At 71.0% G+C, this 21705-nt stretch carries 17 protein-coding genes; 8 read left to right on the forward strand and 9 right to left on the reverse strand.

All coding sequences use genetic code 11. The features are described 5' to 3' along the window. Window position 1: 1 nt before the first annotated feature. A complete protein-coding gene (locus MKK69_RS07980; protein ID WP_243967243.1) occupies window positions 2-1258 on the forward strand; it encodes an efflux RND transporter periplasmic adaptor subunit in 1257 nt (418 codons plus the stop codon). Between the two features lie 396 nt (window positions 1259-1654). Here MKK69_RS07980 and MKK69_RS07985 read toward each other — a convergent pair whose 3' ends face one another. Beyond that, window positions 1655-2959, reverse strand: a complete 1305-nt coding sequence (locus MKK69_RS07985) for an MFS transporter (protein WP_243967245.1) — start codon at window positions 2957-2959, stop codon at window positions 1655-1657. A 116-nt stretch (window positions 2960-3075) separates the two neighbouring features. Next, window positions 3076-4452: an NAD(P)H-dependent oxidoreductase gene (locus tag MKK69_RS07990; RefSeq protein WP_243967246.1), complete on the reverse strand. Its 1377-nt coding sequence runs from the start codon at window positions 4450-4452 to the stop codon at window positions 3076-3078. Between the two features lie 168 nt (window positions 4453-4620). Here MKK69_RS07990 and MKK69_RS07995 point away from each other — a divergent pair, with 168 nt between their 5' ends. Further along, on the forward strand, window positions 4621-5526 hold the full coding sequence (locus tag MKK69_RS07995) for a LysR family transcriptional regulator (protein WP_243967247.1): 906 nt from the start codon (window positions 4621-4623) through the stop codon (window positions 5524-5526). On the opposite strand, the gene MKK69_RS08000 is transcribed toward MKK69_RS07995, so the two are convergent. Then, window positions 5518-6456: a LysR substrate-binding domain-containing protein gene (locus tag MKK69_RS08000; protein ID WP_243967248.1), complete on the reverse strand. Its 939-nt coding sequence runs from the start codon at window positions 6454-6456 to the stop codon at window positions 5518-5520. The two genes, MKK69_RS07995 and MKK69_RS08000, sit on opposite strands and share 9 nt — an antisense overlap. A 130-nt stretch (window positions 6457-6586) precedes the next feature. On the opposite strand from MKK69_RS08000, the gene MKK69_RS08005 reads away from it, so the two are divergent. Beyond that, on the forward strand, window positions 6587-7891 hold the full coding sequence (locus MKK69_RS08005; RefSeq protein ID WP_243967249.1) for an MFS transporter: 1305 nt from the start codon (window positions 6587-6589) through the stop codon (window positions 7889-7891). A 35-nt stretch (window positions 7892-7926) separates the two neighbouring features. Next, a complete protein-coding gene (locus MKK69_RS08010; protein ID WP_243967250.1) occupies window positions 7927-8790 on the forward strand; it encodes a class II aldolase/adducin family protein in 864 nt (287 codons plus the stop codon). Between the two features lie 242 nt (window positions 8791-9032). Here MKK69_RS08010 and MKK69_RS08015 read toward each other — a convergent pair whose 3' ends face one another. The 6 genes from MKK69_RS08015 to MKK69_RS08040 all read right to left on the reverse strand — a co-directional run bounded on the left by MKK69_RS08015 (window position 9033) and on the right by MKK69_RS08040 (window position 16740). After that, entirely contained in the window at window positions 9033-9350 is a 318-nt protein-coding gene (locus MKK69_RS08015) for a hypothetical protein (RefSeq protein WP_243967251.1), read from the reverse strand. A gap of 151 nt (window positions 9351-9501) precedes the next feature. Then, window positions 9502-10719 carry a glycosyltransferase gene (locus MKK69_RS08020; RefSeq protein WP_243967252.1) on the reverse strand — a complete coding sequence of 406 codons (1218 nt, stop codon included), beginning with the start codon at window positions 10717-10719 and terminating at the stop codon, window positions 9502-9504. A 64-nt stretch (window positions 10720-10783) separates the two neighbouring features. Next, window positions 10784-11422 carry a class I SAM-dependent methyltransferase gene (locus tag MKK69_RS08025; RefSeq protein ID WP_243967254.1) on the reverse strand — a complete coding sequence of 213 codons (639 nt, stop codon included), beginning with the start codon at window positions 11420-11422 and terminating at the stop codon, window positions 10784-10786. Window positions 11423-11508: 86 nt separating this feature from the next. Beyond that, window positions 11509-13878, reverse strand: a complete 2370-nt coding sequence (locus MKK69_RS08030) for a glycosyltransferase (RefSeq protein WP_243967255.1) — start codon at window positions 13876-13878, stop codon at window positions 11509-11511. After that, entirely contained in the window at window positions 13875-16457 is a 2583-nt protein-coding gene (locus MKK69_RS08035) for a glycosyltransferase (protein ID WP_243967256.1), read from the reverse strand. The genes MKK69_RS08030 and MKK69_RS08035 overlap by 4 nt, the downstream gene beginning before the upstream one ends. 73 nt (window positions 16458-16530) lie before the next feature. After that, window positions 16531-16740, reverse strand: a complete 210-nt coding sequence (locus MKK69_RS08040; RefSeq protein WP_243967257.1) for a hypothetical protein — start codon at window positions 16738-16740, stop codon at window positions 16531-16533. A 410-nt stretch (window positions 16741-17150) separates the two neighbouring features. On the opposite strand from MKK69_RS08040, the gene MKK69_RS08045 reads away from it, so the two are divergent. The 4 genes from MKK69_RS08045 to mscL all read left to right on the forward strand — a co-directional run bounded on the left by MKK69_RS08045 (window position 17151) and on the right by mscL (window position 21702). Beyond that, a complete protein-coding gene (locus MKK69_RS08045) occupies window positions 17151-19178 on the forward strand; it encodes a hypothetical protein (RefSeq protein WP_243967258.1) in 2028 nt (675 codons plus the stop codon). A 469-nt stretch (window positions 19179-19647) separates the two neighbouring features. Continuing rightward, window positions 19648-20358 carry a phosphatidylserine decarboxylase gene (locus tag MKK69_RS08050; RefSeq protein WP_243967259.1) on the forward strand — a complete coding sequence of 237 codons (711 nt, stop codon included), beginning with the start codon at window positions 19648-19650 and terminating at the stop codon, window positions 20356-20358. 6 nt (window positions 20359-20364) lie between these two features. Further along, a complete protein-coding gene (locus tag MKK69_RS08055) occupies window positions 20365-21216 on the forward strand; it encodes a CDP-alcohol phosphatidyltransferase family protein (protein WP_243967260.1) in 852 nt (283 codons plus the stop codon). A 57-nt stretch (window positions 21217-21273) separates the two neighbouring features. Then, window positions 21274-21702, forward strand: coding sequence for a large conductance mechanosensitive channel protein MscL (gene mscL, locus MKK69_RS08060; RefSeq protein WP_243967261.1), 429 nt, complete (start codon window positions 21274-21276; stop codon window positions 21700-21702). Window positions 21703-21705: the final 3 nt, after the last annotated feature.

Consider the following 21705-nt stretch of genomic DNA (forward strand, 5'->3'; position numbering starts at 1 on the left):
CATGCATCCCCGAGACGACATCGATCGCGATCGCGTCGAACCTCCCCTCGCGCCGCCCCGCACGCCGTCGGCGCGCAGGGTCAGCCTGCTCCTGGCCGGCGTGGCAGTCGGCGCGGCGGCGCTGGCCTGGCTCGGCATCGGCGACCGGGCGAAAGGAATGCAGGACGTCGAGGCTTGGACCGAACGCCAAGCGGTACCCACCGTCCGGGTCGTGCAGGCGCGGCGCGGCCCTATGGACGAGGACCTGACTCTGCCCGGGTCGCTCAACGCCTTCTACACGGGCTCGCTCTACGCGCGCGCCAGCGGCTACGTCACGGCCTGGCATCGGGATATCGGCGCCCGGGTGCGCAAGGATGAGATCCTGGCCGAGATCTCGGCGCCCGACCTCGACCAGCAGTTGGCGGAGGCGCGCGCCACCCTCGTCCAGCTGCAGGCCGCGGTCGATCAGGCCCAGGCGAACGCCGACCTCAGCGCGGCCACCAACAAGCGCACCGCCCGCCTCGTGACACAGGGTTGGTCGAGCGAGGAGCGCGGCGACACCGACCGCTTCACCGCGGCCTCCCGGGCCGCGGCCCTGTCGGTGGCCAAGGCAAACATCGTCGCCCAGCAGGCCAACGTCGGGCGCCTGGAGGAGCTGACGCGGTTCAAGGAGATCAAGGCGCCGTTCGACGGCGTCGTGACCGCGCGCAATGTCGACATCGGCGACCTGCTCACGGCGGGGGGGACGGCGGGGCGGCCGCTCTATCGGGTGTCTGACATCCATCGCGTGCGCGTCTACGTGAACGTGCCGCAGGCCTTCCTGGCCGTGATGAAGCCAGGGCTTCAGGCGGCCCTGAGGGTGCCTGGGCAGGACTCGCCGTTCACCGCGGAGGTCACGTCCATGTCCAACGCGATCGCGGAGGATTCCCGGAAGGGCTTGGTCGAGCTTCAGGCGGACAACCCCGAGGGCAAGCTCTGGCCGGGCGCGTTTGTCGAGGTCCGATTCCACGTGCCCTCCGACCCCGGCATTCTGCGCGTGCCCGCCACCGCGCTGATCTTTGACCGCAACGGCACGCAGGTGGCGGAAGTGGCGGACGACGACAGGGTCGTCTTGAAGCCCGTGACGCTGGGCCGGAACCTCGGCAACGAGGTCGAGGTGCGCTTGGGCATAACGACCGCCGAAAAACTCATCGACAACCCGCAGGAGTTCCTGGCCAGCGGCGATGTCGTGCACATCGCCGGAGGGGAGGTGGCCCCGCGCACGGCGGCGGCCGACTGATGCGCATCTCCCGCGGCTGGCGTTCCACACCCCTCGGAGGCCGGCAGGACCGACCGTCGCAGGGGGGACGGAAGCGTCGTGCGTTCCGATCGCGCGACGCTTCCGTTCGCCGCGGACGATCAAACCCTGCGGATCGGAAGCAGACGCCTGCGGGACCCGTCCTGACCGCTTCCGGCACGGGTCCCTGTATGGCCGCATCGACCTCACGGCAGCGGCCTGACCGCGCTCGGCCGGTTCCGACCGGCCGCTTGGCACCCAACCCGGTCATTCCGGGCCATTCGGACCCGGAGCCGGAGGAGACATTCAGCGCGACACCCGCGAGGCCGGGCCGTTCGCAGAAGTCCGGCTCCATGACACCCGCCCCGACCCCACGGCTTCGGATCGGCGAAGGCGCCGCTATCGATCGCTCAGCGAGGCCGGGATGATCCGGATCAACGCCGCGCCCACCAGCATGCAGGCAGCCACCGCGTAGAGGCCGATCGCCGGATTGCCGGTGAGGACGTTCAGCCCCCCGACCATGTAGGGCGAGACGAACCCAGCGAGGTTGCCGATGCAGTTGATCGTCGCGATCCCGGCGGCCGCCGAGGTGCCGGCCAGGAACGCGCAGGGCACACCCCAGAACAGCGACAGCGCCGAGAGCATGCCGGCGGTGCCGACGCACAGGCAGGCCACCGCGGCGGCGGGGCTCTGGCCGACATAGCCGGCGAGCGCCAAGCCGACCGCGCCGGTCGCCAGGGCCACGGCGAAATGCGCCCGGCGCCGGCGGGTGCGATCGGCACTGATCCCGGTGAGGATGATGGACGGGATCGCGACGAGGTAGGGGATCGCCGAGAGCCAGCCGATCGTCGCGACGTTCGTGATGCCGGATTCCTTCACGATGGACGGCAGCCAGAAGCTGATCCCGTAGAGACCGATAATGGTCATGAAGTAGACGCCGCTGAGCTTCCAGATCCGCGCATCCCGCAGAAAGGCCGCCGAGGAGGCGTGCGTCACCTTCTCGCCGTCCTCCCGGCGCAGCTCGGCACTCACCTCCGCCTTCTCGGCCTCGGTCAGCCAGGAGGCCTGCTCGGGCCTGTCGACCATCAGGAAGAGCACGGCGATGCCGGCCAGCAGGGAGGGCGCCGCCTCCAGCAGGAACAGCCACTGCCAGGCCTTCATCACGGTGGAGCCGCTGAAATGCTCCAGGATCAGCCCCGAGACCGGACCACCGACGACGCCCGCGAGGGGGATCGCGATGTAGTAGAACCCGAGGGCGAAGCCGCGCTTCTTCGCCGGGAACCAGTAGGTCAGGTAGAGCATGATCCCGGGCGAGAACCCGGCCTCGGCCAGCCCCAGGAAGAACCGCGCCACGTAGAACTGGAGCGGGGTCGCCACGAACAGCGTCAGGGCCGAGATGATCGCCCAGCTGATCATGATCCGGGCGATCCAGACCCGGGCGCCGAGCCTGTGTAGGGCGAGGTTGCTCGGGACCTCGAACAGGAAGTAGCCGATGAAGAAGACCCCGGCCCCGAAGCCGTAGACGGCATCGCTGAAGCCGAGATCCGAGATCATCTGCAGCTTGGCGAAGCCGACATTCACCCGGTCGAGATATGCGCACAGGTAGCAGACGACGATGAACGGCATGATCCGCCACGTGATCTTGCGATAGACGTTCGTCTCCGCCACCCGCGCGTTCAGGCCGAGGCTGGTTGCATGGTCCATGGTTTCCTCCGATCGGCCCGTTGGGTGGGCTCTGTCGCGGTCGTGCTGGACTGTGGCCCGCTCCGCCGCACGGGCGGGGCGGGCTCCCGATCAGGGGGGCGGGGCGGACGCGCGGCTCAGGCGACCTTCCGGGCGGCCGCGCCGAGGCCCAGTTCCTGCCGGAACAGGCCCTCCATCTCGCGCCGGACGCGGATCGCCTCCTGGCCGGCGTCGAACGCGACGTCGCTCCAGCGCACGGCCTGGCCGGCGGGCACGTCGTTCCTGAGCACCATGTTATGGGCGAGCCCGATCGGCAGGGCATCCTGCGCCAGGGAATCGCGGGTCGGCATCAGCTTGCCGTAGACGGTGAAGCCGCCCTCGCCGTCGAGCTTCTCCCCCGCCCGCAGGGCCCGCTTGGCGGTGGCCGCCACGTCTCCGCGCCAGTCCCCCGTGGCGCCCGTGGCCTCGCCGCGGACCGCGATGGAGGCCACCGAGATCCCGAGTTCCAGGCCGATCAGGTGATAGGGCTTGTAGGTGGCGGCGAAGCGGCCGCTGTCGTCGGTCTTGAGGCCGTACTGGGCGAAGCAGTCGCGCACGTAGGGGCTCGGCGCCTCGAACACCGCGTAGACGCCCCAGCGCAGGTCCCGGAACACCGGCCGCCCGTCCCGCTCCAGCGACGAGACCACCTCGACGGTGCCGCGCTCGGTGAGGCAGCCGCCGTCGGCCACCGGCCGCAGGACGCCCGGCAGGTCGTCGACGCCGCAGGGCGGGAAGGCGAGCCCGTCGCGCGGGGGCGTCAGGCCGCAGGCATTGGCCACCGCGGCCATCTCCAGCGCCGATTTGGTGCCGTCCAGGAAGGAGTTGAACATCTGCGGGTTGAAGTCGCCCCCCGCCACCTGCTCGGCGCTGAAGCCGTAATGGCCCCAGACCGTGTCGGGCGTGGAGGCGTGGTAGGCCGGCAGGTACTTCGTACCCTTGCCGGCGCAGATCACCTCAAGCCCGATGGTGCGGGCCCAGTCGACGAGTTCGGCGATCAGCGCCGGTTGGTCGCCCGAGGCCATCGAGTAGATCACCCCGGCCTCCGCGGCCCGGCGGGCCAGCAGCGGGCCGGCGAGCACGTCGGCCTCGACGTTGACCATCACGACGTGCTTGCCGTGCGCGAAGGCCGTCAGGGCGTGGTGGATGCCGGCGGCCGGGCTGCCGGTGGCGTCGATGACGATGTCCACGAAGGGGCTCGCGATCATCGCGTCCGCATCCTCGGTGACGAAGGTCGTGCCGGCCTGCGCCGCCGCCTCCATCCCGCGCGCCGCGAAGCCGGCCTCGTCCCAGCCCACCCGCCGCAGCGCCTGGCGCGCCCGGTCCGGCGACAGATCGGCCACGGCGATCAGGTGGATCCCGGGCGTGCGCGGCGCCTGCGACAGGTACATGGAGCCGAACTTGCCGGCGCCGATCAGGCCGACCCGCACGGGCCGCCCCTCCTGCGCCCGCCGCTGAAGCTTGGAAAACAAGGCCATGTGGCACTCTCCCTGGACGATCCGCGATCGGTCCGGCTTCGGCCCGGTCCCCGCCGCGTTTGCACTTTGTCGCGAGATCGGAATTATCATTCGATCTGGCGCACGCCCATGCGAAGGATTGCAAAGGCGCCGTGCGCGAATTCCCATGCCTGGCACCGGCGGGGCGCGATGTCCGACTTCGACTGGAACGACCTGCGCGCCTTCCTGGCCGTCGCCCGGCTCGGGCGGCTGACGATCGCCGCCCAGCGCATGGGCATCGACCATTCGACCCTGAGCCGCCGCCTGTCCGCCCTGGAGGGCGCCCTGGGCACGCGCCTGTTCGACCGACGCCCGTCCGGCTTCGCCCTCACGGCTGACGGCGAGCGGCTGCTGGCGGATGCGGAGCGGATGGAGAGTGTGGCGATCGGCCTGCGCGCGCGTCTGGACGTGGATGCGCATCAGGTCGGCGGCACCGTCCGGCTCGGCACCCCCGAGGCCTTCGGGACCTATTTCCTGGCCCCGCGCCTCGCCGAATTCTGCGCCGCCCAGCCGGCCCTGGAGATCGAGCTGGTGGCCAACCCGCGCAGCTTCAGCCTGTCGAAGCGGGAGGCCGACCTCGCCATCGGCATGACCCGTCCGGAGACGGGCCGGCTCTACGCCCGCAAGCTCGTGGACTACGCGCTCGGCGTCTACGCGGCGCGGGCCTACGCGGATTCGGCGGGCGCGATCCGGTCTGCGGACGACCTCCCGCACCACCGCTGGATCGGCTACGTCGACGATCTGCTCTGGACGAGCGAGCTCAACTACCTGCCGCAGGTCTCGGCGGCGATCCATCCGCAGGCGCGGATCTCGAACGTGATCACGCAGCTGGAGGCGGTGCGTGGCGGGGCCGGCCTCGCCGTCCTGCCGCATTTCCTGGCCCGCACCTGCCCGGAGCTCGTCGCCGTCCTGCCGGGGGCGGTGCGCATCGTCCGCGCCTACTGGCTGATCGCCCACGCGGACACCCGCGACCTGCCGCGGGTCCGATTGGTCTCGGACTTCCTGACCCGGCAGGCCGAGGCGGCCGGCGATGCCTTCTGGCTGGGATCACCGTGACCCGGCCCCGTCGCGTGCGGGCGGATGCGGTCGGGCCCGGCTCGCCTCCTCCACCGCCAGGAGCCAGTGGCGGAAGGCCTGGATCTTCTGCAGCGCCCCGTCCCGCTCGCGGTAGCAGATGAAGTGGAGGTCCCGGTACAGGCTCTCGACCTGGCCGCCGCCCAGGCGCACGAGCTGGCCCGCGCCGATCTCGCCTTCGGCGAACCGCAGGGTCTCGAGCGCGACCCCGAGTCCCTGAACCGCGGCCGAGATCACCAGGGAGCCCCGATCGAAGGCCGCACCGGCCGCCGCCGCCGGGACCGGCAGGCCGTTGCGGGCGAACCAGTCCGGCCACCGCACCGGGCTGAAGGACGAGTCCAGCCGCGTGAAGCGCCCGGCCACCCCGGGCCCGACCGGCCCGATCGTCCGGGCGAGCTCCGGCGTACACAGGGCAGCGATCTCCTCCGGTCCGAGGGATTCGACGGCCAGGCCCGGCCCGCGCGGCGGCCGGCCATAGGCGATCAGGATGTCGATCTCCCCGTGCCGGCCGAGATCCACCGGATCGGCGCTGGTGGAGAGATGGATCGCGATGCCGGGATGCGTCTCCACGAAGGCGGGAAGCCGGGGCCCGAGCCACTTGGCCGCGAAGCTCGGCGTGCAGTGCACGGCGAGCGACGAGGGCGGCGGGGGGCTCAGGTCGGCGCAGATCGTCTCGATCGCGTCGAAGGCACCGGTCAGCCCCGCGAGCAGCCGCTGGCCGTCGGCGGTGAGCGTCGCCTGGCGGTTCGCCCGCCGGAACAGCGCGCGCCCGAACCAGCGCTCCAGGGCCCGGATCTGGTGGCTCACCGCAGACGGCGTGAGGTGCAGCTCCCCGCTCGCCCGGGCGAAGCTGCCGAGGCGCGCAGCGGCCTCGAAGGCCCGCAGGGCGGGGAAGCTCGGGATCCGGCGCATGGGCAATCCATGAATTGAATTCATGAAACGCGTGAAAAATCGTCGTTTGTCAACGCCCCGACCGCGCAGGATAGTGCCGCTCGCACCGCAGAGACGGTCGCGGAACGATAAAGTCTAGGGAGACGACGCGATGGCACAGGGGGTCATGACCCTCGTCGAGCCCAGTCTCGACGAAACGACGCGGGTCTACCGCAAGGTCACGTGGCGCCTCGTGCCGTTCCTATTCGCCTGCTACGTCGCGGCCTATCTGGACCGCGTCAATGTCGGCTTCGCCAAGCTGCAGATGCTGGGCGACCTCCAGTTCAGCGAGACGATCTACGGCCTCGGCGCCGGCATCTTCTTCCTCGGCTACTTCCTGTTCGAGGTGCCGAGCAACATGATCCTGCATAAGGTCGGCGCCCGGATCTGGATCGCCCGGGTCATGCTCAGCTGGGCCGTCATCTCGGCCGCCATGATGTTCGTGACGTCGCCGACCTGGTTCTACGTGCTGCGCTTCCTCCTCGGCCTCGCGGAAGCCGGACTGTTTCCGGGGGTGATCCTCTACCTGACCTACTGGTACCCGTCCGAGCGGCGCGGGGGCATCATCGCGCTGTTCATGACCGGCATCCCGATCGCCGGACTCGTGGGCGGCCCACTGTCCGGGTGGATCATGAATGCGTTCGCCGGCACGGGCGGCCTCGCGGGCTGGCAGTGGCTGTTTCTGATCGAGGCGCTGCCCTCCTTGGTACTGGGTTTCTGCGTCCTCGCCTATCTCGACGACGGCATCGACAAGGCGAAGTGGCTCAAGCCCGACGAGAAGGCGCTGCTCGCCCGCACCATCGCGGCCGACGGCGCCGCCGTGACCGCCCACCGCTTCCGCGACGGCTTCACCAGCGGCTGGGTCTGGCTGCTCTGCGGGATCTATTTCTTCTTCATCATGGGGCTGTACGGCGTCGGCTTCTGGCTGCCGACCCTGATCAAGGGCGCGGGCGTCTCCGATCCGCTGCGGATCGGCCTCCTGACCATGCTGCCCTACGGCGCCGCCGCGGTGGCGATGATCACGGTCGGGCGCCTGTCCGACGCGGCCCGGGAGCGGCGCTGGCACATCACGGTGCCGGGCCTCGTCGGGGTGGCGGGCTGGCTGGTCAGCATCCGGTTCAGCACCGACCTGATCGTCGCCGAGGCGGCGCTCACCGTGGCGACCATCGGCGTGCTGGTGACCCTGGCCCAGTTCTGGTGCCTGCCCACCGCCATCCTGGCGGGGGCGGCGGCCGCCACCGGCATCGCGGTGATCAACTCGGTCGGCAACCTCGCGGGGTTCGTGAGCCCCTACCTGATCGGCTGGATCGTCGACACCACCAAGTCCACGAGCCTCGGCGTCTACACCCTCGCCGCCTGCCTCGCCCTGGGCAGCCTCCTGGCGCTGACGGTGCCCAAGCGCCTCGTCAACCGCTGATACCCCGCCCCCCACTGCGACTGAAAGGATATGCCATGCTCGACGATCATTCCCACGACGCGGCGACCACCCTCGACCTGCCCGACGACGATGCCGGCCGCAAGCGGACCTCGATCTACCAGCCCGAGCAGGCCGGCCTGATCTTCCCGGAGATGCCGGACTTCGCCAGCCATGCCGAGGCGCGCGACTACCGCAAGAAGCACCTCGTGGCCGCCTGCCGGGCCTTCGCGATGCACGGCTTCGACTACGGCTTCGCCGGACACCTCACGATCCGCGATCCCGAGCGTCCGGAGCTGTACTGGACCAACCCGATGTGCGTGCACTTCTCACAGGTGCGGATGTCGAACCTGATCCTGGCCGACCACAGGGGCCGGGTCGTCGAGGGACGCCACGCGATCAACCGGGCGGGCTTCGTCCTGCACGCCGCCGTGCATGACGAGCACCCCGAGGTGATGGCGATGTGCCACGCGCACACCACCTACGGCACCGCGTGGTGCGCCACCGGCCGACCCCTCGACATGATCAGCCAGGACGCGGCGGCCTTCTACAACAGCCACGCCGTGATCGGCGCCTCGGCCGGTGCCGTGGCCGTGGAGAAGGAGAGCGGCCTCTCGGTCGCCCAGCAGATCGGCCGCAACCGCGGCGTGCTGCACCAGAACCACGGCCTGCTGACCTGCAGCCACCACAGCATCGACGATGCGGCCTTCTGGTTCATCGCCCTGGAGCGCGTCTGCCAGCAGCAACTCCTGGTCGAGGCCAGCGGGATCAAGCCGCAGCTCCTCTCGGAGAAGACGGCCCGCTACAGCCGCGAGCACGTCGGCAGCGACTATATCGGCTGGCTGCACTTCCAGACGTTGTACAATCACATCGCCGAGACCCAGCCCGACATGTTCGCATGAGGTCGGCGGGGCCGGCTGCGAGGCCGGTCCCCCGCCGCCTGTTCGGCCTGGGGGCTTCTGCGCGACGGGCGGCCACTGAGCGCGGGCTGGACCCGTGCCATCCGGCCGTGAAAGCCGGCCCGCTGTACCGGAGGCCCTGTAAAATCGCGAGAACAGGGCGCCGCGTATCCAGGCCTGTCCCTTGACCGCGCACAAGGCACCGACACCCTCGCCTCCGCTGCATCGCGCGCGGTCCGACAGGCTCAGTGCAGGAACGGGCTGCCGGCCGTCTTGCCAGGGGTGCCGCGCGGAAGGGCGGGGGTGCAGGTGGATTGGGCCTGCCGGCGGATCCGCTCGAGGGCCTGTTCGACCTGGGCGGATGCGAGGGCGAGGCCGGCCCGCACGGTCTCCGTCGGGCAATCGGCGATCTCGACCGCGCCGACCTTGGCGCGCACGGCCCGCTCGAATACGGCGATGTCGTCGCGATGGCGTCCGGCCACCAGTTCGGCCCCCATGAGCCGGATCAGGTTGGTGAGGGCGGCGAGCGCCACGTCCTTCGGGTCGCAGGATGCCTCAGCCACGTCGAAACCTCCGTCCATGCAGCGGAGAACGCCGCACGAATCAAAAGGTTACGCGGCGCCTGTTGCTGGTGCGTTAGCCGCTACGGCGTTCCGCCGCCCCGGCCGCGGCGGGTTTTCGCGCGACGCCCTCCGGTGCGGCTGGCGGGTCGGGTCAGCGCAGCGCCGACTGGAGGAGGGCCAGTTGCCCGGCGGCGGCGCGGCGGCGTTCGAAGCCGGCGGTCGCCGTCTCCCGCGCGCGCTGCCTGAGCCGGGCGAAGCGTCGGGGGTCGCCGAGCGCCGCGATGGCGGCGGCGGCGAGGCTGCGCGCGTCGAAGAACGGCACGAGCAGCCCGTTCTGGCCATGGGTGATCACCTCCCGCACCGGGGCCGTGTCCGAGCCGACGATGAGGCACCCGGCGCTCAACGCCTCGATCAGCGACCAGGACAACACGAACGGGTAGGTGAGATAGACGTGGGCGCGCGAGACCTGGAGGAGTTGCAGGTAGTGCCCGTAGGCGAGGGCGCCGACGAAGTGCACCCGGCGCGGGTCGAGCCGGGGCGCGACCTCGCCCCAGAACACGTCCTTCCAGGTCCGGCCGTCCGGCGAGGACGGGCCGTACGAGACCCCGTCGCCGCCCACGATGACGACCTGCGCCTGCGGGCGGGCGTGCAGGATCTCCGGGAGGGCGCGCATGAACACGTGGTAGCCGCGCAGCGGTTCGAGGTTGCGCGCCACGAAGGTCAGGACCTCGGTCTGCGCCGTGAGCGCGAACCCCGAGGGCAGATGGAACACGGCGCGGTCGTCGGGGCGGACGGCCTCGGTGTCGACGCCCTCGTGCGCCACCGCGATCTTGCCCTGGAACGCGTCCGGATAGGTCGAGCGCTGCCACAGGGTCGGCGACAATCCCAGATCGCATTCCGCGAGGGCCAGCAGCTGGCTGGCGTTCTTGGCGCGCAGGTAGGTCATCCCGTCGACCCCGAATTGCGGGAATTCCGGGTCGAAATGCACGTCCTGGCCGTGCTCGCGATAGAAGTACTCGCAGTACACGATGAGGCGCGCGCGCGGGAACTTGGCGCGCAGCGGCAGCGTCTCGCCCCAGCCGCTATGGGCCACGATCACGTCGGGGATGAACCCAGAATTCTCGAGCGCGATGAGCGTGTACAGCACCTGCTCGGCCCGGCGCGCCTCGGAATCGAACCGGCGCGCGAAGGAATGCACGGCCGCGTGCCCGACGTCGTGGAAGTGGTACCGTTCCAGCCTGACCCCGCGCAGCTGGCCGGCGGTCTGGGATCCGATCGCGGCGACCCGGTGTGCGGGGTCGGCCGCCAGGACCTCGGCGAGGTACCGGAATTGCGCCGGGAAGTTCGTGTGAACGAACAGGATGTTCATGAGGTCCGGTGCTACCCAGGTTCGAGGCCCGAACGCGGTGCGACGCGCCCCGCGCTGACGGCGGTCACTGGGTCAGGGCGCGCTGTTCCGTCCCGGCGAAGATCGCCTCCAGCCGCTCGCTGCGCGCCTCCGGCATCAGGGCGAGCGCCCAGAGATCGAAGAACCCGCCCTTGGTCGTGCGCACCTCCGCGAAGCCGGCGTCGAGGCAGACGCGCGCCATCCGGTCCGCGGTAAAACCCGTGTTGTGCGCCATGTAGACGCCGCCGGACGCGATCGACTGGGAATGTCCGTAGAGCATGTCGAGCGTGGAGATGGGCCCCGCCGGCGCCGTGTAGATCGTGGCCTCCGCCTTGCCCTCGAGGACGAGCGAGGCGATCGCCTGCAGGTCGGGACAGGTGATCAGCGCGAACCCGTCCGGTTTCAGGACGCGGCGGAGTTCGCGAAACGCCGGCAGCACCTCGTGCGTGTGCAGGTGCTCGACGTTGTGGGACGACCAGATCGCGTCGAACGACGCGTCGGGCACCAGGGCGCGCATGTCGAAAACCGAGCCGACCAGATCGGGGTTGAGGCGCGCGTCGATGTCGAGGCGCACCTCGTGCCAGCCGCCGGTGCGAAAGGCGGGATGCAGCTTCAACGGATTGAAGGGACCACTGCCCGTGTTCAGGACGCGCTTCAGGTGCGCGGATTGAGCTTCGCCGAACAACAGCTATTCCCCCCGACAAGAGTGACATCAGGTTGTTTTTTGATCGCCGACTACGCTTACCATCGTGCGCGGCGGCGAGCCAATTCTCACAGTCCCGACGGCATCGCGGCCGGCGCCCCGAGGCTGCGCCGGCGCGGATCCTGGGCCCGCGGCGGGCAGGCCAGCGCCGTGTAGGGCGGCTCGGACAGCGCCAGGAGCGGATTGTAGGCCGGATCGGCGAGCAGGGTCGCGCCCCAGCGCGCGCGCAGGGCGGTCAGTTCACGCGCGCGGCGGGCGCGCGCGCCGGCCGACAGGCCCCGATCGTCATCGCAGACCCCGTGATGCACCAGGTCGAGATGCGGTGTGAGGATCACGCGGCCCCCCCGCGCGCCGAGCCTGAGACAGAGGTCGACGGCGCCGAAGTGGATCGGGAAGTGGCGCTCGTCGAGGCCGCCGGCGGCTCGATAGGCCGTCCGGCGCACGAGCAGGCAGGCCGCGGTGACGGCGCTGGGTTCGGATGCGACCCGGAGCAGATCGGCGTAGCCCGCGTCGTCGGCCATCCGATCGGTCATGGCGGGGCTCGCCGCGACTTGCGGCCCCAGGACGATGCCGCCGCTCCGGACGAGGCCGCTCGGCCAGCGCAGCACCGCTCCGGCGGCCACGGTCGTGGGCTCGCCGAGGCGGCTCAGCAGCTCCGGGAGCCACCCGTCGCCGCGCGCCTCGACGTCATCGTCGAGCAGACACACGAGGGCGCCGCGGGCGGATTTCACGGCCCGATTGATCAGGCGCGCCTGCGTGAACGGTCCCGGCTCGGCCAGGACGCGACCGCCCGCCGCCCGGACCCCGTCGAGCAGCGCCGCCATGGCCGGATCCGAGGAGCCCGTGCCCACGACGACGAGCTCGGCCCGCGCCCGATCGAGGGCCGGCCGGATCGACGCGAGGCAGCGCGCCAGGCACGCGGCGCGATCGCGCGTCGGGATGATGACGCTGACCTCCGCCTCGGCCGGCCGGCGCGTGACCCGCACGGCGGGCAGGATCGCGCCGCGGCCCGGCTGCACCTCCCCCGGCATCGCCCGCGCCTCGAGATGACGGAGCGTGGCGGCGGCCAGCGCCCGCGTCGCCGCCGGCAGGTCGAGGTCCGGCAGGATCCCGGCGACGCCCGGCAGATGCACGACCGCCGCGCGGGCCCGGGGGAGATCGTCGAACTGGGCGTTGGCGAGGCGGTAGAGGCTGTCGGCTCCGGCCCGCGCCGCCTCCGCGGCACAAGGCGGGCGCAGGGCGAAGACGAGCGCGCCGTAGCCCTGTTCGAGCCAGCGCTCGTAATCGAAGCTCGGGAAGGCCAGGATGGTCGACCGGTCGGGCGGACCGACGGCGAGATCCCCGTACACGAGACGCGCGTCCGGATCCGCCTCCAGGACCCCGGCGAGGCGTCCGGGGGCGCCCGGCTCCAGGATGATGCCCGCCGGCACGATCAGCAGGCTGTCGGAGCCGGCGGCTGCGCCGTCGAGGAAGGCGAGGAGATCGGCCGGGTCGAAGCCGATGCGATCCGGGGAGGGCAGGACCGCCACGGGCCAGGACGGGTCGGGCCTGTCGCCGAGGCTGTCGCGCGTGCGGGCGACGTCGGCCGGCCCATCCCCCACGATCGCGACGGCCGATCGGCCCGCGCGCAGGGCGGGCGCGGCCGGCGGATACCGCCGCAGCCAGGGTCTCAGCTGGTCGAACGGGAGCGTACGGGGCAGCAGCGTGTCGAACAGACGGGCGCGGGCCGCTGTCGTCCCGGCGTCCGGCCCGTAGGCCCGGGCGGCCAGCTCCTCCAGCGGGTCGGGAAAGGCCACCAGGGTCAGGGGGCTGCCGCTCAGGGGCGTGCCGGCCCCGTCGGTCACGATCACCTGCCGGGTCAGGCCGGTCGCGAACCGGTCGGGCAGGTGCAGCACGAAGGCGGGGGCCGGCGGCTCGCCGCCGCGGCCGCGCGGATGCCAGCGGTCGGGCCGTGCCTCCACGATCAACTCGCCGTCGATCCAGACCCGGGCGCGCAGGCGCGCCGGATCGCGGCCCGGGGCGAGCCAGCCGCTCACGTGGAGACCGCCGCGCCATTCGACCGATCCCGCTTCGCCGCCGGGGGAACCGCGGGTGACGGCCGGGCGATCCAGGGGGATCGGCGGGGCGAGCGCGATGGCGAGATTGGCCAGCCCGACCTGGACCAGGCCGCCCCCCGAAACGGCCTCCGGGGCGAGCACGAAGCTGAAGCCGTAGCGGCCGTCGCCGATGCCGGCCCGCTCCAGGTCCGGCCGATAGATCTCCGCCCGCGCGAGTGCGACGGGCAGGCCGTCGATCGTCAGCTCGACGACGGGGTGGGCCGAGGGGTCCGCCGGATCGTAGACGAACCCGGTGATCGCGGCCGGCCCGCTCCGTTCGACCTGCGCGACGTAAGGGTGCGCCGCATGCGCGATGGCCGGAGGAGCGCTCGGAGCGGTCAAGACGATGGATTCGACGGGGCTGTGAGCCAGCGCACGATCTGCGCGGCCGCGTCAGTGTCGCAAATCGCCGGATCGAGGACAAGGTCGCCGGGTTCCCGCCCGTAGGCGCCGTCCGACCAGTCGAAATAGGCGCGGCGCCCGCAGGCGGCCTGCTCCAGGCACGCGAACAGCGCGTCCCGATAGGGCAGCAGCAGCGCCGCGCACCGGAATCGCGTCGCGCTTTCGGCGATCTCGTCGGCGGCGATGGGCCCGGTGACGAAGGTCGCGCTCCCCGCCATCAGGCCGAGATCGTGCAGCGTCCCGCCGATGACCAAGAGTTGCACCGCGGCGCCGACCTGACGGGAGCGGGCCTCGATCGCCAGCGTGAGACGGCTCACCGCCGCGCTCGGCAGGGGGCTCAGGATCCCGAGGCGCAGGCGACGGGACGCGGGCCGATCCGGGCTCGCCGCGACGGTCCGGTCGACTCCGGCATCCGGGCGGGCTCCCGCCGCGGCGGCCGGCGGCACGAGCTTCCGGCGCATCGGCGCCGGCAGCGCCGCCCGCGCGCGCGCCAGGGTCATGCCGTCGCCGCACAGTAGGCGGTCGGCGCGCCTCCAGAGCCGCGCGAGGTCGCGGGGGCCGTTCAGTTCGGCCTCCGGCGGTGCCGATTCCGCCGGAGCCTGCGCCGGCGGGACCGGGGCGGGGGGCGCGAGATCCCGCGCCCCGGCGACGAGGAGGTCGACGGGCACGCCGAGCCTGTCGCAGAGCGCGCTCAGGACCCGGGGGCAGCGTTCCGGCGCGACCACGACGACGCGGTCGAGATGCACGGCCTTGAGGTAGGCGACCAGGGCGCGCCGCTCCCGCGCCACCCCGAGGGCGAAGCCCAAGGATTGCGGCAGGCCGCCGGCGCTGCCGCGGAGCCGGACCCGGAGATCGCAGGCCTGCCCATCCAGCTCCACCCAGAGGCAGCGCAGGCCGGCCGCGCGCCAATGCGCGAGCCAGGACGCCAGCGCGGGACCGACCGTCGGCAGGGGATTGACGATCACGACGTCGTAGGGGGGAGGGGCGATCCGACGCTCGACCGCCGCGTAGGCGACGCGGAGAGGATCCGCCAGGCGGAACGCCTCGATCTCGGCGCGATAGTCCGGGTAGCGCAGGTCGAGGCTAGCGGCGTTGCGGACCACGAGCCTGCGTTTCCCGGCGCCGAACGACAGGGATCCGGCGTGCCCCACGACCAGGTTCGTCGCGCAGAGATTCTGGAACCCGAGCTGGCGCGCCTTCAGGCAGAGATCGACATCCTCGTAGTAGCCCCGTCCGTAGGAGAGCGGCATCCCGCCGACCGCGGTCCAACACGCCCGCGTGACCAGCAGGCAGAACCCGATCCCGTTCGGAAGCGCGACCGGTTCCGGGGCGGCCAGTCGCGCGGCCCGGTCCCAATCCGCCAGCTCCTGGACCGAGGGAAGGTCGTTGGCCGCGTGTCGATTGGGGAAGCTCGTGATCACGCCGTTGTTCGAGATCGGCGTGATCGTCCCAAGGTTCGGCGTCGCGGCCGCGAGCGCGACGAGGCGTTGGAGCGCTTCGTCGGGCAGGATCGTGTCGGCGTTCAGGAGCAGGAGATCGCCGGCCCGGGTCTGGCTCGCGGCAAGGTTCACCGAAGCGGCAAACCCCCGGTTGGAACCGTTGCTGATCAGGGTCAGCCGTCCCTCCGCCGCGCGTCGCGCCACATCCGCGACCAGCGCGGCATTCGGACTCGCGTCGTTGATGACGATGATCCGCCAGCGCCGCCCCGGCAGAATCTGAGCTTCCAGGCTGTCCAGGCAGATCCGTGTCGCCTCGGCATCCTCGAACACCGGCACGATCACCGTGAGCACGCAGGCGTCGTCCGCGTGGGGTGATCGCGGCTGCGGCGGATCGGCTCCGGGGGGACATCGCGGCGGGAACGTCTGCCGGCGGGTGGCCGGTGACGCGCCATCGCAGGACAACCGGATCTCGACCGCGCCGAGGCCCGGCCGGGGACACGCGAAGGCCGCGGCGTGGTAGCGCTCCCCGGCGAGTGGGTGCCCGGGCTCGGCCGCGACGACGCGGTGCTCCGGCGATCCCGCGCCGAGGATCGTGCCCTCCAGGCGCTGTCCGGCCGGCCAGGTGACCCAGCCCCGCAAGCCTGCGTCGTCCGCCTCGATCCGCCCGACGATGCCGGCCTGCTGATCCTGGAGGACCGCGACGGCGATCCGCAGGGCATCGACGGGCGTTCTCGGATCTTCGACCAGGGCCTGCGCCGCGTCGAGGCGGGCTTCCCCCTCCGCGAACCGGAGCGCGTGGAGATTGACGAGCGTGTCGGTCGGGTCGAGTTCCAGCGCCTTCTCGATGTCCGCACGGGCGTGCGCGGCGTCGCCGAGCCGCCGTACGGCTTCGGCCCGAAAGAGGAAGCCGCGCGCCCGAGCCCGCACGGACAATCGGCAGAGCCGATCCGCGGCGACGTAAGCGGTCTCCCACGCGCCCGCCAGCAGGGCTTCAGCGGCGATGCGCGACAGGGCCTGGAGATGTCGGTCCGGATCGAGGAGCTGGGCGCGCTGGTCGGCGGTGAGATCCCACGCGTTCACCGCCTCCGCCCCGTCGCCACGGCCACCGGCGCGCGAACCGGACGACGCGGACCATGCACGCGGGGAGGGCGGCTCACCACGCGCTGTATCGCCCGTTGCCGCTCGTCGCCGTGTAATGCGCGATGCTCGCGTTGACGATCGGGCCGAACGTGATCAGCAGGCCGAGGAGGAGGAGCGCCACACTCATCCGGCCGGGCCGCTCGTCGAGCCGCATGAACCCGAACAGGGCGATCGGGAGACCGATCATCACACCGCAGGCTGCGAGCACCAAGTCCATGGCCATGTTCGATGGTCCCGCATCCAGTCTAGAGCGCCGTACGAACTGTCCGGTCGCCGGCCGTCCTCGCCCCGCACACCGCGGAACTGTCTTGAGGGGCTTTCAAGCGTCCCGGTGGAGGGGTTGATCTGGTACAATGTGGGCTGAGCGGGGGTCAACGTGACGCTCATCCGCTCGCCGGGGCGAAGCGCCGAGGCCGGCGGGTCGCTGTGTCCCCGCCCGGTGACGCCGGGCCTTGGCCCGTGCGCGTAGCCCTTCCGAGGTTTTCACGTTATCGATATCAATAGAGATCTGGGTCTTAATGCCTACCGCACCTGCCAGGCAGGCGTGGGCCGGGCGAACGGTCAAGATGTCTGCCCGGCTCCACAGTCGTGTCCGGCCCGGATGAGCGCGCCCCCGACTTGATGAACGACCCCATGGACGACCTTTCAGACGCGAGCGCCCGACGCAGAGTCTTCCGCGGCGTTCACCGTGCGTCGAACCCGTTGGAGGACCAGTCCGATCCGTTGCGGCCGGAACACGACGCCCATCCGACGCCGGTCACGGACGCCGACGACCCGCACGCAGGCTTCCTCCAGGCGGGCAGGACCGAGTTCTTCGGCGAGGACGACGCCCAACCCGGAGCGTATCCCGGCGCGGGTTGGGAACCCGATCGCGACGCGCCGCCGCTTCCGTACGCCTCGCACGGGCATGCCCATGGGCAGGACGATCCCACCCCGGATCTGTTCGCGCAGGACGACGGACGCATCGCCGTTGCGGACGGGCTGAGCGCGGCGCCCGTCACGTTCCTCCATCAACGCGTCAGCCACACCGGGCGTCCGCGCCATGAGGCAGCGCCCGGTGCCCGGTCCGTCCCCTTGGATCCGCCCCCCGGTACGCGGGATGATCTCAGCGAACCCGCGCTGATCTTCAGCACGTTCGAGCCCGCTCCGGACCTCACCGACACGTTGCGGGGCGATGCCCCCCCCGACGATGCGGCGCGGGCGCCGGCTTACCTGGGACGACCTGCTCCGCCGGTCGCCGAGATACGCCATTTCGATCCGTCAGCGGAGGACGGGCACGGTTCCGCTGCACGCCCGATCCCGGACATTCACCCCGCGTCGGATACGCCGACGGCGTACGGACCTTTCGAAACATCTTCCCCGCTGTCCTACGCGCATCACCGCAACGATCGAGGACCGGACGATCTTCGGCGCGACAGCGATGTACCGCTGAGCGACGGCAGCCCCGGGGGACAGGGTCGGGACCTTCCGAACCTGCAGAGTGCAGGCGCAGAAGGACCTGCGGCGGCGCTCCGCGACGCAGTGGAGGGGGCCCGAGGAAGTGGTGTCGACGGGGAGATCGGCCGGCCGAAGCCGCAGGAGACGGCTTCGACGAACGAAGCAGGGCAGATCTCAGAAACGTCCGTCCGCGAGGATGCGGCGCAATTTCGCGCCTCGGACGAGGAATCGCTCCATCAAAATGATGGGCGGCCTTCAGCCAAACACAGGGGAATAAATTACAAAGTCATAGCCGCTTTTACTGTCGTCATTCCGGCCGCAGCTGCCGTTTATATTCTATATGCGCAATACAACACCCTGAAATGGCCAGACGACATCGTCAACGCTTTCAAATCCACGATCAGTGACCGGATCCGGGGCTCGTCGGCCACCGCAATCGATCCCCCGGACGCGCCCCCCCCGGCGTCTCAGCCCGGCGCACCCTCAGAGGGCCAGGCACAACCGCCCGCGACCCCGCGACCGCCAGAGACTGGGCCGCTGTTGAAGAGCGGGTCGCTTGGCATACCGACGCTGACGAACGACCCGCTCCCGATCCTGACAGGGATGCCTCCGGCGGCGTCGACGGCCACGGCAGACACCGAGGATCGCCAGGCCGCCACGTCCGAGGGCGCGCCGATACCGGAGGCGCGCGGCGCCGAGGCGCAGCCCGCGCAGGGGCCGGACAGCGCGTCGCTCGCACCGCCGGGCAATTCCGAGGCGTTGGGCGGCCCACAGGCGGATCAGGCCAGCCCAGGTGTCCGCTCCGGCAGCAGACCGGCGTCGGTGGAGAATACGCGCGCCGTCACGGCTCGCCCCCCGGCCCCCGCGCTTCTCCCCGACAGCCGCCCTGACGCCGAGGGCCAGGCTGCCAGAGCGCAGAGATCGACGGCGCGTCACCGGAGATCCCGGTCCGCCTCCTCGGTCGACGAGGCCCTCAACGTCAAGGCGGAGCGGCTCCTGGCGGCCGGAGAGGTTCTGGCCGCGCGCACCCTGTTCCAGAGCCTGGTCACCGCGGGGGATCCGCGCGGCGCGCGCGGCGTCGCACAAACCTTCGACCCGCGTACGCTCGACAAATTCCCGGCCTCCGGCGTCAGGCCGGACCAGGACGAGTCGGCGCGCTGGCAGGCGATCGCCGCGCGCCTCGAGAGCAGGCAGCGGAGGACCCAGGGCGAGCCGCAGCAATAGGCCCTGCCGTGCCGCACCGGTCGATCGCGGAGCCATGAGAATCCCGCGCTCGCCCCGTGGGCCACGCGTCGATCGGAGATGCGCCGTCCGGCGTCGCCAGGACCGGTCCGCGCATCCCGGATATCGCTGCGGGCGAACGGGACTGCGCGCGGGGTTCAGCGGCGGCCTCAATCCTGTGAGCCTTGGGTTGAGGCACGTCCACGCGCGGAGGGAGGGGCAGGCCCGCACCGGCATTCATCCGCCTGCACCCTCCCTCCGCCCGGATCTGGCGATCAGGCCTCGGTCCGGCCCGGGGCAGCATTCCGATCGGGGTCGGGGGCCTTCGGCAGGACGAACCCGTTTCGTCACGCACCGGTCCGGGCATGGCGCGGAACCGGCGGAAAGTTGACGGCGGCCCGGCGGGCTGCCATCCGCGCGTCCGACATGTCCGCCCGATGCCCCCCGCGGCGCCGTTGAGTCCGAAAAGCCCATGACCGACCTGATCGAGACGATCCGCCGGACGCTCGTGCCGATTCACAAGGAGGGCTATCCCTTCATCCTGATCGGCATCGTGCTGACCGTGCTGGCCGGCTATTTCTCCCAGTTCTTCGGGTGGATCTTCCTGATCCTCACCCTCTGGGTCTGCTACTTCTTCCGCGATCCCGAGCGGGTCACCCCGGTGGTGGACGGGCTCGTGGTCTCGCCCGCGGACGGGCGCGTGAACCTGATCGCCACGGTGCTGCCGCCCCCGGAACTCGACCTGCCGCAGGTGCCCACCTTGCGGGTGTCGGTCTTCATGAACGTGTTCGACTGCCACGTGAACCGGGTGCCGGTCGCAGGGCGGATCGGCCAGATCCACTACACGCCCGGCCTGTTCCTCAACGCCGAACTTGACAAGGCCAGCGACGACAACGAGCGGAACGGGATGGTGATCGAGACCCACCATGCCGGGCAGGCGAAGCGCGTCGGCGTGGTGCAGATCGCCGGCCTCGTCGCCCGGCGCATCGTCGGGTTCGTCTCGGCGGGCGACGTGCTCGGCGTGGGCGAGCGGTTCGGGCTGATCCGCTTCGGCTCGCGGGTCGACGTCTACCTGCCGGCGGGGTCCAGCGTGCTGGTCGGGCTCGGCCAGAAGGCGGTGGCCGGCGAGACGGTGCTGGCCGATCTCGGCGGCAGCCCGGAACGGCTGTTCAAGCGGATCTAGACGGCCATGGACGATCTCTTCCCACCCTTCGCGCCCGATCCGAACGAGCCGCGCCCGCGCCGGTTCAAGCCGGTGCCGTTCCGGATGATCGCGCCCAACATGATCACCCTGATGGCCCTCTGCCTCGGGCTGACGGCGATCCGGCTCGCCTTCGAGGGCAAGTTCGAGCCCGCCGTCATCGCCGTGGTGGTGGCCGGCGTCCTCGACGGCATCGACGGACGGGTGGCGCGGCTGCTCAAGGGCACCTCGCGCTTCGGGGCCGAGCTCGATTCGCTCGCCGACTTCGTCAATTTCGGCTGCGCCCCGGCCCTGATCCTCTACGGCTTCGTGCTGTTTCACCTGAAGTCGGCCGGCTGGATCGTGGCGCTGATCTTCGCCATCGCCATGGCGCTGCGGCTCGCCCGCTTCAACGCTATGCTGGACGATCCGGGCCGGCCGGACTGGAAGAAGGATTTCTTCGTGGGCATGCCGGCGCCCGCGGGGGCGCTCACCGCGATGCTGCCGCTCTACCTGCACTTCCTCGGCTTCGGCCTGGAGCGCTGGGCCGCGCCGGCGATCCTGATCTACGTGCTGGGCATCGCCCTGTTGGTGGTCTCCACGGTGCCGACCTACTCGGGCAAGACCATGGGCAAGCGGGTGCCGCGCAGCCTCGTCCTGCCGATCTTCCTGTTCGGGGTCGCGGCCTTCGGCATCTTGATCAGCTACCCGTTCGAAGCCCTGGTGGCGGTGAGCGCCGGCTACCTCGCCACCATCCCGGTGGTCGCCGCACAGTACCGCCGCCGGCTCAAGGCGGAGCTCGCCGCCGGCGCCGAGGACAGGACGGCCCTCCTGCCGAATGAGCTTACCGGGCTGGATTGACCCTGGCCCGCGCGGAACCGACCCCTATCTTGGCAGCATTCGGCGGGGAGTCGGTTCATGCTCGAAGAGTTCAAGAAGTTTGCGCTGCGCGGGAACGTGGTTGATCTCGCCGTCGGCGTGATCATCGGCGCCGCGTTCGGGGCCATCGTCAATTCGGCGGTCCAGGACCTGTTCATGCCGGCGATCGGCGCGGTCACAGGCGGGCTCGATTTCTCGAACTACTACATCCCGCTCTCGTCCAAGGTGCAGGCCGGCCTGCCCTACGTGGACGCCAAGAAGCAGGGCGCGGTCTTGGGTTACGGCCAGTTCCTGACCCTGACGCTCAACTTCCTGATCGTCGCCTTCGTGCTGTTCCTGGTGATCCGGGCGATGAACAAGCTCCAGCGGGCCGAGGACAAGAAGCCCGACGCGATCGCCGAGGTGCCGGCCGACGTGAAGCTCCTGTCGGAGATCCGCGACCTCCTCGCCGCGAAGCCGCGGGTCTGAGCC

The sequence above is a fragment of the Methylobacterium sp. J-026 genome, from assembly GCF_022829585.1.
In the GTDB taxonomy this organism is placed as follows: domain Bacteria; phylum Pseudomonadota; class Alphaproteobacteria; order Rhizobiales; family Beijerinckiaceae; genus Methylobacterium.